This window comes from Vallitalea sediminicola, from assembly GCF_054408565.1.
Genome location: NZ_BTPT01000037.1, coordinates 143,748 through 157,874, shown reverse-complemented (window position 1 = coordinate 157,874; position 14,127 = coordinate 143,748). Strand labels below are relative to the sequence as shown.

At 30.7% G+C, this 14,127-nt stretch carries 10 protein-coding genes; 4 read left to right on the top strand and 6 right to left on the bottom strand.

Annotation, left to right across the window (positions count from 1 at the left end):
- Positions 1 to 266 precede the first annotated feature (266 nt).
- The gene (locus ACX6CF_RS16420) at positions 267 to 1,694 is read left to right on the top strand and encodes a DUF4474 domain-containing protein (protein WP_458786435.1); all 1,428 of its coding nucleotides are present in this window, start codon (positions 267 to 269) and stop codon (positions 1,692 to 1,694) included.
- A gap of 12 nt (positions 1,695 to 1,706) precedes the next feature.
- Positions 1,707 to 2,246, top strand: a complete 540-nt coding sequence (locus ACX6CF_RS16415) for a DUF5104 domain-containing protein (RefSeq protein WP_458786434.1) — start codon at positions 1,707 to 1,709, stop codon at positions 2,244 to 2,246.
- 74 nt (positions 2,247 to 2,320) lie between these two features.
- Here the strand turns inward: ACX6CF_RS16415 and ACX6CF_RS16410 are convergent, their stop codons facing one another.
- From ACX6CF_RS16410 to ACX6CF_RS16385, 6 genes are all read right to left on the bottom strand, one after another.
- A complete protein-coding gene (locus ACX6CF_RS16410; RefSeq protein WP_458786433.1) occupies positions 2,321 to 5,008 on the bottom strand; it encodes a glycosyl hydrolase family 98 C-terminal domain-containing protein in 2,688 nt (895 codons plus the stop codon).
- A 137-nt stretch (positions 5,009 to 5,145) separates the two neighbouring features.
- Positions 5,146 to 6,453: an alpha-L-fucosidase gene (locus ACX6CF_RS16405; RefSeq protein ID WP_458786467.1), complete on the bottom strand. Its 1,308-nt coding sequence runs from the start codon at positions 6,451 to 6,453 to the stop codon at positions 5,146 to 5,148.
- A gap of 90 nt (positions 6,454 to 6,543) precedes the next feature.
- On the bottom strand, positions 6,544 to 8,310 hold the full coding sequence (locus ACX6CF_RS16400) for a sensor histidine kinase (RefSeq protein ID WP_458786432.1): 1,767 nt from the start codon (positions 8,308 to 8,310) through the stop codon (positions 6,544 to 6,546).
- A 47-nt stretch (positions 8,311 to 8,357) separates the two neighbouring features.
- The gene (locus ACX6CF_RS16395; protein ID WP_458786431.1) at positions 8,358 to 9,194 is read right to left on the bottom strand and encodes a carbohydrate ABC transporter permease; all 837 of its coding nucleotides are present in this window, start codon (positions 9,192 to 9,194) and stop codon (positions 8,358 to 8,360) included.
- Positions 9,191 to 10,078 (bottom strand): carbohydrate ABC transporter permease, encoded by an 888-nt coding sequence (locus ACX6CF_RS16390; RefSeq protein WP_458786430.1) that lies wholly within the window; start codon positions 10,076 to 10,078, stop codon positions 9,191 to 9,193. Before ACX6CF_RS16390 ends, ACX6CF_RS16395 begins: the two co-directional genes overlap by 4 nt.
- Positions 10,079 to 10,210: 132 nt before the next feature.
- Positions 10,211 to 11,551, bottom strand: coding sequence for an ABC transporter substrate-binding protein (locus tag ACX6CF_RS16385; RefSeq protein WP_458786429.1), 1,341 nt, complete (start codon positions 11,549 to 11,551; stop codon positions 10,211 to 10,213).
- 290 nt (positions 11,552 to 11,841) lie between these two features.
- On the opposite strand from ACX6CF_RS16385, the gene ACX6CF_RS16380 reads away from it, so the two are divergent.
- Both ACX6CF_RS16380 and ACX6CF_RS16375 read left to right on the top strand, forming a co-directional pair.
- A complete protein-coding gene (locus ACX6CF_RS16380; protein WP_458786428.1) occupies positions 11,842 to 13,344 on the top strand; it encodes a response regulator transcription factor in 1,503 nt (500 codons plus the stop codon).
- Positions 13,345 to 13,763: 419 nt separating this feature from the next.
- Positions 13,764 to 14,117: a hypothetical protein gene (locus tag ACX6CF_RS16375; protein ID WP_458786427.1), complete on the top strand. Its 354-nt coding sequence runs from the start codon at positions 13,764 to 13,766 to the stop codon at positions 14,115 to 14,117.
- The last annotated feature ends 10 nt before the right edge of the window (positions 14,118 to 14,127 follow it).

Below are 14,127 nucleotides of genomic sequence, written 5' to 3'. Positions count from 1 at the left end.
TTCAATATTTTCCTTAATTCAACTTTTATATAGTTAGTAAAGTTTATTTACTTATTATTATGATACTAATTTATGGAGGTTTTGTCAATATGATATTTAGTCATTATCTACAATTATCACAAAAATTAATCCATTAATTTCAAATTACATACATATAATATGTTATTAATTATGCATTTCATCCCATAAATCGTGTCGTTCGTCAGGATTTATTGAAAATTTAGAATTATATAGATATAATATTTTTAGAAAGAAAGGAGCGAATTATGGAAAATACAAAGTATAATTTGAAAGATTTATCAAAAAAAGAAGAAGACATAATAGAAACATCTAAAAGAATAGACAATATTTTTAATGAATTCAAAATAATTAGCAATTCTATTGACACCGACATTGTTAGAAGAGATAATATAAATAATCAGCTTGATACTTTACTAAATGAATTTCAGAATCTTATTGACCATACTTACAACACAAGTAAAATAATTAATGAAGCAATAACTGAATATAGTAATGGTGAACTTAAAATACAAAAGCTTCTAAATGGATTATTAGAAATAGATATTAATTCAGTTGGTACTGCCATAAAACAATCTAAGGAAGAGGATATATCTATTTTACATAAGTGGTTTAAAGGCATTTATAATCAATTAACCAGCAGCATAACACACTTAAAGAATTTCTTTGATAATAATGGAACTCGTATAAACAATAAACATACGTTAGCGCGATTTGGTAATTGTATAGACGATTATCAATCTTACTTTACAGGTAGAATGAAGCAAATACAGCAGTATATTCGTGGAAAAGGAATAAACGTTGATATAACAGGTATGGTGGATAGAGCTACTTATCAAGCTTTCCGTATGGTTGGATTTGATAATTTAAAAGATAATGGTCTAATTTCAAACTCTATTGATGCTCTAAGCCTCAATATATATGACTACTTCAATGATCTTCCAGCTTTCTTTGATGAGTATACCATCAAACCTCCTGAGTGGGTATTAACTAATGTAGAGAATGCTATTAGTGTATTAGACCATATTCCTGATGTTACCAGGGAAACAGTATATTTTTTCAAAGATACTTATCCATATTCAATACCTTATCAAGCTTTTACTTACGCTACACAAAATGGCTGGTTTCCAGAAGCCTTTGATTTAGGAGGATTCGAAAGAAAAGATGGGATATACCATGCTAAACAAGATGCATTATTACAAAGTAAAAAATATGTAGGATATAATGCTATTTATGACTATGTTTTTGATTGTGTTACAAGTATGGATGCAAAAACTTATAATTTTTCATGTAATGGTGAACAGTATAGGATATGGATATGGAAAGGTGATTATCTTAACCTTGGTGCAGGTGCTGAAGTAGGAATATATTATGGTGGTGGACCTCATTGGTTAATAGATAAAGATTTGTCCCTACCTATGACTTTATCATTAGAAGACAGTGATAGTAATGATATTTTTGATTGGGATCCTGGAGAAAATAACTGGTGGATAACTGGATTTAATCCAGATATTCAAAATATAAAAGCTAATGCTCTTACGGTTAAAGCAACAATAAATTTTTCTGATAATCCAGATATGTGGAAAAGTTTTTATAATATAAATCAAGATAATTCTATGTGGACATTTTACGAAGACTCTATGCAAGCAGAATATGAATGGGAAGCAAAACATTAGAAAGGAGAAAAAATGATTAACAAACAAAAATTACTATTATTTACAATAATCACACTACTTACCTTAGCCTTATCATCTTGCAGTCTTTTTCATAGAACATACTCAAGAGATGATGGCGAAATATCAGAAACACGTTTTGAACAAATTATCAAAGCCTTGAATAACAATGATTCAGAAGCAATAAAAGCTATGTTCTCTTCAAATGCATTAGAAAAAGCTCTTACTATTGATGATGACATTGCATATTTGATAGAGTTTTATAAAGGTGACATTATATCAGTAGAAAATGCTAGCGAAGGTTCCGATTCAAAAGATGGAGACGATAGAGAGATTGAGCTTAAAACCCTTAACTTTGTTAGTACTGATGAAGATGAATACATAGTGTTTTATATTGATAGATTAACTGATACCAAAGACCCTGATAATGTTGGACTGGATATGCTACAAATAATTAAACAATCCGATCGAAAAACACAGTTTGATTGGGGAGGAGATAAGACATACTGTAAAGGAATTTATCGCCCACCTACTACAGAAACTACAACTGATTAGAACGTTAGACTTTATAAAAGAAAAAGGGAAAATGAGACTGTATCATCTTCAATTGCAGCCTCTTTCCCCAATAATTAATTTGCCATCACTTCCAACTCAACAAAATGGTTAGACGAATTAACATTACTGCCATTAGACCAAATACGTACATATCTTCCTTCTACTGGATTTTCCATGTCAATTGTCTTACCACCCGATAATTCTGGATACTCACTATCTGTACCAGCTCCATATCCCAAATCCCCTGATATATTGGCATTATACACTACGGTAGTTGCATCAATTGAAAAACTTGAATCATCGGAAATTAAAATCAATGTATCTTTATATATTCTTTCATCCAAATAATATCTTGTTAAATTAATGGCATCTATAGGATAAGATTCTCCTAAATCAACTTGTATATATTGTTTACCATTTCCATTACCAATGTATTCCAAGTATTGCGGTGGTGTAATACTTTTAATACCATCGACCAAACTAGCAAAAGTCCTATTATCTCCTGGTGTAGTCGCACTGCTGGTCACTGTTTTACTTATTGCTACATTAGATGGAGTTGGTACAATGACTTGTGTTTCATCCCCATACACTTCAAGCTCTACATATTGATTGGATGAATTTACATTACTACCATTAGACCATATACGCACATATCTTCCTTCTACTATATTATCCAAATCAACCCAATGACCTCCTTGAGTCTCAACATATGGACTATCAGTTCCATTACCATAACCCAAATTTCCAGATGCATTAGCGTTATATACTACTGTCGTAGCTTCAGTAGAAAAATTAGGGTCTGTTGAAATTAGCATTACCGTATCATTATATATTCTCCCATCAACATAAAATCTAGTTAAATGTAAAGAATCAATTGGATATACTCCACCAAGGTCAACATCTATATATTGGTTTCCTTCTCCATTACCTGTGTATTCCATATATTGGGATGGTGTCAAAGTGCTGACGCCGTCTACTAAACTGTCAAAACTTCTATTGACTCCTGAATCATCAACACTACTTGATACCTCTTTATCCAATGCAAGGTTATTAGATAAAACACTTCCGTCAGCAGTTATCTCAAAATCTACTGGACCATTATGCTGAATTGTTAATGTATATATCTTATGAATCGAATCAAAATCCTCAGTATAACTCATTCCCTCTTTACCACTTATCGTAAGTAGAGGCTTTTGACCGTCATAACTGCCTTTCATGGTAATTTTAGTAGTTCTTAATGTATGGTCATTTGGATTTCCTGGAGTGGAATATGATTTGATATATGCAATTGCATCATCTTTCTCCCAGCTATGTAGATCTCCCCAAAGAGCATCCTTGTCGACACGATAATTACTAATATGACCAACAAATCTATTTTCTGATTCCTTCAATATAAGACTTGTGTGTGGTGTCCCCTCTATCATAAAAAACTCACTTGTATTAATTTGTGGCTTTATCTTTGAATACATATTGACATTGGTGTTTTCACTGCTGTTCATCCATATCCATTGATCCCCGATTCTTGATGCAAAAGTATTTCCTTCCATAACTTCTTTTGGATATAATGTATCAAAATAAGCCTTATCTTTAACTGTAGTGGAAAGGTTTTCAAAATTAGCTTTCTCAGTATCGTTACAATTAGCTGGTATTACAGGAATAATACCATACCTTCCATTAGACATATACAAATTACTGTATGGAGATTCATAAGGGACAGAATAACCTGTATTCCCTACATAAGTGAACTTGTTCTTATCCAACACTTCCTGTTTTGATGGGATTTTATAAGTACCATCAATTATTTTAGACCATAAGGGCATTATTGCATTTGTAAATGCAGGTGTATGCTTTCCATGAAGGGATACAGAGTAAAATGAAGCCTCACTGAAGAAGCATGTAGCACCCTCACTCATTCCTCTTAAAATAGAACTTACATAGAGGGATTCAGGCCAAGTCAAAGGCATCTTCCAACCTCCTGTGAATAAAGTTCTAGGCTCTCCAAATAGTTTTTGATAACCATCTACTTGCCAGTGCCACCAATCTGAAGAAATCCCCCAATTAGAAGCTAATCCTGATAACCAAAGCCCTAGTAAAACACTATCCGTATTTAGACTTCCATAAGATTCTTTATAGATCATAATAAAATTATCCCTATGAGTGCGTAAAGCATTAATAAGATTTTGATTGTTTTCTATCCAATCTATTATGGTGCCATTAGTACCAAAAATATTGGTATCTGTCCACATGAAGTATGCATCATAATTGGATACCATATTGACTAAATCAGCTAGGTATTGAGAATGGTTACCTTCTGATTCACCATACCATTTTATGGAATTATATAGCTCTGCCCCATTTAATCCAATTACACAAGAATACTTCTGAATAAGCTCTTCAAGGAAACTAATTGGAATATGTTCACTTACTTTTGTTTCTCCATTAACCACTTGAACAAGACATGGGATATTATTTTGTTGACAAATAGATACATGCTGCTCTATTAAATTCTTATCAGCATCTATATTCTTGTGCCCACATATAATAAATAACACTGTATATGGTTTCATCTCATCAGGAATTGAACTCCATAATTCAGGAATTGTCTCATTATCTTCTCCATAATAGCTAACTAGATTGACAGGGTGATTATTGTCAATAATTCGTCGCATTGTAGAAGCTTGCACTGACATTGGTTTCATAACAACTTTAGATCCAAATACTAAAACAACCATAAGAATTAAACTCATTAATTTTTTAGACATTTTATGTCCTCCATTCAAATATATGATATTTATTACCTTTCCCCTTAATACTATTCAATTTGGTATTATGAATATAAAAATACCTTCTCTCCCATAGCAAAAATTAATTTCTTCAATTTCATGTTCATTAGTTAGAATTAATCCATTAACTCAATTTCTAGCACTGTGTCTACATCATCATATAGTTCATATGTAAAATGTGGAACTTCACCTAATGTAACAAAGCATATGTCTTTATAAGAATCCACTATCCAAGTATCAACTCGTCCTATCTCTGTTTTATCTGCAAGATATTTAATAGACTTGATACGTTCTTTTGGAATACCCGTTAATGGGATGGGTCCAATAGGCTGTTCCAAGATATGTGCATATACTATATTGCCTTTTTGTGTATATCTACCCCACTCAGGTTTTGGAAATTCTGAGATACCACAGCCATATATGCTTTCACTATTATTCTCCATCCATTCTCCAATATCCTGTAACATACTTGATGATTTTTTATCAATTGTTCCTTTTGGTTGTGGTCCCACACCTAGAATCATATTGCCGCCCTTGCTTATACATTCTACCAATTTTCTAATGATGGTTTTTATTGATTTGAATTCCTTATCTGAAATACAATATCCCCAATTATTATTCAAAGTTGTACATGTTTCCCAAGGGACTGGTTCCCCTGCATAATTACATATTCCATTAGGTGGTATCATCATCTCGGGAGATACAAAATCCCCGCTATAACTTTTAGGTTGTTCTGTAACAATACTTCCCATTCCTTTTCCACTTGTTTCAAGTCTATTATCAATTATTATATCAGGAAAATAAGACCTTACCATCTTAACTAATTCTTCTGCTCTCCAAACCTCTCCTATCATGTCCTCATAGGAAAAATCAAACCACATGATATCTATTTTACCGTAATTGGTACACAATTCTCTAACTTGATTATGCATATAGTCAAGATAATTTTCAAAATTATGTACATGATTCCTCACTCTAGCATCATTTCGCATTGGATGAGTTTCATCACCATAAGCCGGGTAATCTGGATGATGCCAATCCAATAGTGAATAATATAGTCCCACCTTTATACCTTCTTTACGAAAAGCATCTGTATATTCCTTTATCAAATCCTTACCACAAGGGGTATTGGTTGATTTATAATCGGTATACTGCGAATCAAATAGGCAAAAACCATCATGATGTTTAGTGGTGAGTACTGCGTATTTCATCCCTGCTTCTTTTGCCATCTTTGCCCATTCTCTAGGATCGTAAAGATATGGGTTAAAATTATCAAAATATCTTTGGTATTCTTCATCTGTCATTTTTTCAAGACTTTTTACCCAAGGGTCTTTGGCTGGAATACTGTAGAGTCCCCAATGAAGAAACATTCCAAATCTATCTTTTCTGAACCATTCTGTTCTTTTCATAATGTTTTCCAACATCTTGTTCATATTGTTTACTTCCTTCCAATTTCAAAAATTTCCTTCATTTGTCTAAGCAATCTTATTAATATAATATCATTCAACTCTCTATTAAAATTCACCGTCATAATCACATCCAAAAATAATTAAAGTTCCCCCACCCTTAGGTTTAGAAATATCAAAAAATAGATTATCCCCAAAATGTATTTTAAGCCTTGCATATGTATTCAATAATCCTAACCCACCAATATTCAGATTATTGGTTAAATTATAATCCAGTATATTTTTCTCATATTCCTTTATTTTTTTCTTTAACTCCGTTAACTTTTGCTCATCAAATCCACAACCGTTGTCATATATCTTAATAGTCCATTTTTCATCTGTACAATTACCCAATATACTTATTTCCCATGGAGGCATTATATTCTCGAGTCCATGAGTAATAGAATTTTCAACTAAGGGTTGTATAATACATTTTGGTATTTTTATATCATGCATCTTATCATGTACATCAATTACGTAGCTAAGATTCTCTTCATAATGATTGGAAAACAGATTCAAATAATTCCTTGCATGATTGATTTCAGTAGATATATTCCCCAAAGTGTTTGGAGATGAAGCCGTATAATGCATCATATCGGCTAACTCCAAACACATCCTACTGGCATCCATTCCATCCCCTTCTTCACATTTAATACTCAATATACTTAAAGTATTATATAAAAAATGAGGATTAATCTGTGATTGCATTGACTGATATAATGATTGAAAATCCCTGACTTTAGCCTCATACTCATTGTTTATGGCATGTCTTAATCTTGCAAACATCATCTCGAACGATTTATCCAGCATAGCAAACTCATCTAAGTCTTGGGAATTCACTTGTAACGATAGATTTTCAAGACTTATATTTTCAATTTTATTGGTAAGAAGTCTCAATGGTAATGTGAGCTTCTTAATCAAAAAGTTATAGATAAAAACAGTAAATAACAATAGTATTAATGAAAAGACAAAAATAATTACAGTATTGAATTTAATTTTATTCATGGAATAATTTGATTTGTCAACAATTACAGTATTCCATCCCATATACTCAGAAGTATAATTTGCCAACATATAATTCTTTCTTTTATAATCTCTATAGTCATTGGAAGCTAACCTATAATACCTACTTTTTTCTATTGTTTCATCTTCATCATCTATGTAAGGATACATAATATTGCCTTGGTCATCAAAAATATATACTTCAAAAGAAACTTCTTTTGACTCACAGATCCTCACTATTTTTTTATATGGAATCTGCAATTCCAGATAGCCTAGTTTTCTAGAATACATGGTCTTGAAAGTATCTATTGATGAAAAGACTATTCCTGGATCTTCTGACCAATCATCCAAATGAGCTCCTTTTTTACTTTTAATCAAATCTTCGACTGTATCATCAGTATAGAGATTGCAAGGATTATTCATAAGGTTTTCATTTGGTTTCAAATATGTAAAAAATTTATTATGGTCTGGTAAAAATATTACTACATTATATATATCATTTATAATGGTATATATGGTTGAAAGATTCTTAGACAACTTGGTCTTCTTCATGTAAAAATTTTCATCATCAGGATTATTGTACAGATCCATTACCAAATCAATATTACTACGATCCATTGTAAAAGCTATTGAAGCATTATTTACGCTTCTAAAAACCGTGTCTATCTGTGCTGAAATATCTCCAGCAGAAGATTGTAGATATCTATGTCTTATATCCAACACAGTATTTGATGAATAGTAATATAACGTTCCTGAAAACATTATAACGATGACCACAAAAATGGTAATAAATATGAATAATATCTTATTCTTGAATTTGAAATTTCTACACATGATAATCCTTTCAATATACCATCAATTTTTCTAATGTACATATTCTGTTATCCTTTTACAGCTCCTGCTGTCATTCCACTAATTATGTAGCTCTGAGTACAGATATATACAATTAAAATTGGTATAATACTTATTAACATATTAGCACATACCATACCATAATTGTAAGTATATAGTCCTTGAAAATTAAATACTGACATAGGCATTGTCCATTTCTTTGAATCTGGCATCAAAAACAGGATATTCTGAAAATCATTCCAACCAAATGTGAAGAGTAAGATAACATTAGTTGAAACCGCTGGCTTCAAAGTCGGAAGTATAATTTGAAAAAACTGTCGTAAAGGTCCACTTCCATCAATGATAGCTGCCTCATCCAATTCTCTTGGTATCACTTTAATAAATCCTGAAAACATAAGTACCGTAAATGGTATTTGAATGGCACAGTCAATAAGAATGATTCCACTGTAGCTGCCATATAAATTAAGCATTTGTAATAATTTTATGGCTGGTACAAAAGAAAATGGAGCAATCATACCTGCGATGAGATATGAGTACACAATTTTACTTGTTCTATCATTTCTTCTGACAATGGTATACGCTGAAAGAGCTGATGCAAATATAGTAATCACTGTAATGGATGTAGCGATTAGTGCACCGTTCAAAAATGCTCTTATTATATTTCCTTTCTTAAGTACATTAATAAAATTCTCAAACATCCATTCTTTTGGTAGTGTAAAACTCATAATGGCTGATTCAGTCTGATTCTTAACGGAGTTTAATAGTAAAAGCAACATTGGCATAGCATAAACATACAATATCACCAGACAAACAATTGCTATAAGTACCCTTGAAATATGTTTTTTCATGGACATATTCATTTTCATAATACATCCAGCCTCCTTTGTATTTTATTAATGACCAGTGCTACTATCGTTATCAATACAAATTGAACTGAACTAATAGCTGCTGGATATCCCAAGGAACCTGATGATAATGATTTAGCAAGGAACGTTGTCAATAACTCAGTTGATCTTCCTGGACCACCACCTGTTGTGGTATAAATAAGATCAAAAGCTTTTAATCCTGATATAATACTCATTAACATACATAAATTGATGGCATGCATTATGAAAGGCAATTTAATCTTGAAAAACTTAACAAAAGGTCCTGCTCCATCAATTTGTGAAACCTCTAATACATCTCCTGGAATTGATTGCAATGCCGCAAGAATCATGACCATACTCCAACCAGCTCCTACCCACATATCAATTCCAGCTACAGACCAGAGTGCAATATTGAAATCTCCAAGCCAGTCTCTTATCAATACAGATAATCCCATAGAATTTAGAACTGTATTAAAGAAACCATTGTATTTTAATATATAATTGAATAATATACCAATAACTACAGGACTAAACATGATAGGTGCATATATTAATGCTCTTAAATAATTTCTCCCCTTGAACTTAACATTCAAAAATAGAGCAAAAAGAAGTCCAATCAATGTTTTTCCTATGGATATGGTTACTGCGTATAAGAATTGTCTTCCAATAGCATCGGTAAAAGTTTTACCGTTATCTCTGAATAAAGCTATATAATTTTTTAATCCAATAAAATTAAAAGAATTACTTCTTACTGACGAATCAGTAAATGAAAGTACTAGCCCTAATGTCGCTGGAACAACATAAAAAAGAGTGAAAATAATTATTGCAGGGATTAAAAAGTACTTAGGATAATTCTTTTTTAATAATTTGCCTTCTTTCATCATGTCATTTATCACCTTTTAAATTGTTTGTTTATCTTTTATTACAAACATTATTTTATTATTTCATTAGCTTCATAAATATTGGGGGCTGTCTATTTATTACAGCCCCATCATTGTTACTATTCAAAATGTTACTTAAAAATTAGGAATATTTGCTGCTTTAGCATTACTCTCATATGATTTATGATGATCTTCAATGAATTCATCAACAGATATTCTTCCTGCCAATAATTCCTGATAGATAGCTATAATCTCATTATTATTCATAGGTACAATATATTTTGTGTCACCATGAGGTGCATTTTGACCTTTATCAACATAAGCTTTTATATCATCAAATACTTTTGGTAATTCTTCAATTTCTGGTACATCATTATAAGCTACTATACCAGGAGCATTTTTTATGTAAGCAACCACGTTTTCTGGTTCAATCACGAATCTTAAAAAGTCTTTAGCAGTATCAATAGACTTACTTGTCTTAGCTATATGATAACCTCCGCCATAACCAGATACAGGGATGCTAGGTGTTCCTGTAGATGTTGGTAATGGAATAAATCCTATATTGGTATCAGCATTATAACCTAGAATACCATCAACAACCCAGCTACCATTTAATAACATTGCAGATGTACCTGTAGCAACTTCATTCATGGCTTCTTCATAAGTAGCTGTCAAGAATCTCTCATTTATGTACTCTTTTTTAGCCCAATTCGCTAATGCTTCATATTGGACTTTGAATTCATTGATATCTGTCCATTTTATTTCATTGTTGTTTAATTGATCCCATACTTTATTATTTTCTTGATAAATTGTTCCTGAAACAGCATTTCTATGTTGAAGCAATGTCCAACCGTCTTTACCTGATATGAAAATTGGGTTTATATCTTTTTCTTTTAATGTAGAACAAACTTTATCAAATTCTTCAAATGTTGTTGGAACACTTGTTATACCTGCTTTTTCAAAAACATCTTTGTTGTAGAAGAATCCAAAAGAACTTACTCCTTCTGCTCCTGGGAAACCATATACTTTTCCATCAAACATTAATGAATCAAGTACAGGCTCACTTATACGATCGATAAAAGCTTCATCGGATAATTCAACCATAGTATTTTCGACATCATGAACTTGGAAAGGACCTTTGAATATATCTATGCCATCTCCACCAGCAATTCTTGCTTTTACTACACTATCATATTGATCATCAGGAATGGACTGCAAGTCAATCTTATTTCCTGTTTTTGTTTCCCATGCTTCTATTGCATTAATTACTGCATCATTATTGGCTTGGCTACTTGGAATTGCATAACTGATGGTTACCGATTTTTTCTCTTTATCCTTTTTATCATTTGTTTTATTAGCTTCAGACTTTGTTCCTTCTGATTTTGTAGTTTTATCATTAGTAGAACATGCAGTTAACGCAAATAATAAAACCAAACATAACACTGGAGCTAATAATCTCTTAACTTTTGAAAACATTTTTATCAACCTTCCTTGTATAATGTATTTACTCGTGCTATTATTAGTTGAGATAATTCCATAATTATGAAATATAATCCTATATACACAATTTGCAGTTATTATATTGAGTAGATTTCAACACATTGTGTTACAGTATCAATATGATAATTATGAGATTATCCTAAAAAATATCTCGAGTACAAAATAAATTATAGTACGTATATCTATATTCAACAATGTAGATATTTTACTTTCAAAATATAATATTTTTACTTTTACTAATTACATTCCAACAAGAAGGTGTCTTTATGTCAATAAAAACTTACGTAGTAGAGGATATAAAAATACTACGCGATAACATTATAAAAAAAATTCACCTGTTATCTTCTGACTTTGAAGTTATAGGATCAGCATCAAATGGTATTACAGCTTTAGAAGAAATAAAAAAGCTAAAACCAGTTGTTGTTTTTACAGACATCAAAATGCCAGTTATGAGTGGACTTGATTTAATCAAGGAAGTTAAGAAATTAAATCCTCATACGATATTTGTAATTATCAGCAGCTATAATAATTTTGAATATGCTAAAGAAGCTCTTACCTTACAAGTAACAGATTATCTTCTGAAACCCATTACTACAGAAAACATAGAGGAAGTATTAGAAAAAATCCGACAAAAATGTAAGGGAATAATAAAAGAAAATATATATAAGCTTATGATAAATCCCCAGTATCTACCTAATAACTATGAATCCATTTTTGACACTTATAATATTTTTCATATTTGTATTGGTAATAAACGTATTGATAATTCCTGTCATGATAGCAAAGAATTTTTTGAAGATTATTATACTTCCCTAAAATTCAAAAATTCGTCATCACAGGATATATTTTTTATACCTCATGCACGTTCCAATGAAATGACAATAATAGTGGGATTCTATAAAAAGAATAAGTATATTACAGATGAATTTACTCAACAGACACAGAGCTATTTCAAGGACAAGTATTCTGGTTTCAATTATACTATTGTAATCAGTCGTGGTATAACCTCCTTTAAGCAATTGTCCCAAAACTATATTGAAATTGGCTATTCTTTACTGGATAATATTATTTTCTCTAAATCCAATATAGTTTTTTTACATGATTCCAATAAACGTACAGCTAGTAAAAATGATAAAATCAACATCAATATGCTTATTACTTATTTGAAATCAAAGAATCGGAAATTATTCAAAAATGAGATTGAAAAGATATTCTTATACTGCGAAGAACGAAATATGTCTCAAGAAAAAGTTGCAAATCTCTTGAAAAACATATTTTCAATACTCCAAGAACATAGTGTTAATTTTGATAATAAAATGTTAAAGATAGAATATCTAATTGATGATGCATTATCCAATTGCTTTACTTATAATGAACTTATAGAGAAAATCATGGATTTATATAACAGTCTGATTTCTAAAGAAAGTATTGCTGATAATTCAGAAACACTTAACTCCCTCAATCCAGTTATTGAATATATTGACCGCCATTACTGTGAGAATATATCCCTCAATGAACTTGCTGATATGTTTGGTTTCAACGTTTCATATCTAAGCAGAGCATTCAAGAAGTATCAAGGTGTTTCTATTACATATTATATAACCAAATTAAAGATGGATCTAGCAGTAAATCTAATTAAAGAAAATCCATCCATATTGATAAAAGACGTGGCAAAAACTACTGGTTATAGTAGTCAATATTACTTTAGCAAGGTTTTCAAATCAACTATGGGAATATCTCCTTCGGAGATGTTTAAGGATAGAGATTAATAATATATACTAAAAACAAAGGCAATCATTTTATGTTACATATGATTACCTTTTTTCTATTTTTAGGTATAGAATAAAAACACCTACTATAGCATTTCTTAACTATTTCATTAAAAATATTAAATCATTGATTTAAATTAAATATTCTGAATATAATCCATTGACAAATATAATCAAATAATGTATTATAAAAATGCAAAATGTTAAAAATTGTTTTAATTATTTATTTTATATTTTTTTATGCTAATACTTTTATAAATAAGATATAAAGTTATGCTTTATATATATTTTTGTGTGCACAAATCCAAAAACTATAATAAAGAAGACGATAAAATTTTTAGATTATCATAGCAATTGTTTAATTATTCAATTCAATTCGGAAAGGAGAGTATGAAATTAAGTTTTATACAAAAATTATTATGAAGAAAAAAATATCTATATGTTTATCTTTAGCATTAATTTTAACTTTAACAATCGTAGCAAGTGCTGCTCAACTTAGTCCTTGGGCAAGTATTAGTAGTGGGTTAAATGTAGAAGTTGCAACTTCATTTACTCCAAGTTGGGAAACAGAATCTAATGATACTCAATATGGTGTTAAAGTAGGTAAATACATAAAAAATAGTTGGGTTAATATATACGAAGGGTCATACAACACAACTAAGATAAGTGATGTTTATTACAGACCAAGTACAGAATGGGTTTATACAAGCTTGTCAAAAATAAACAACCCATTAAAGACAGCTACTTGTACATATGGTTGGAATTATCAATAGAATAGTTTAG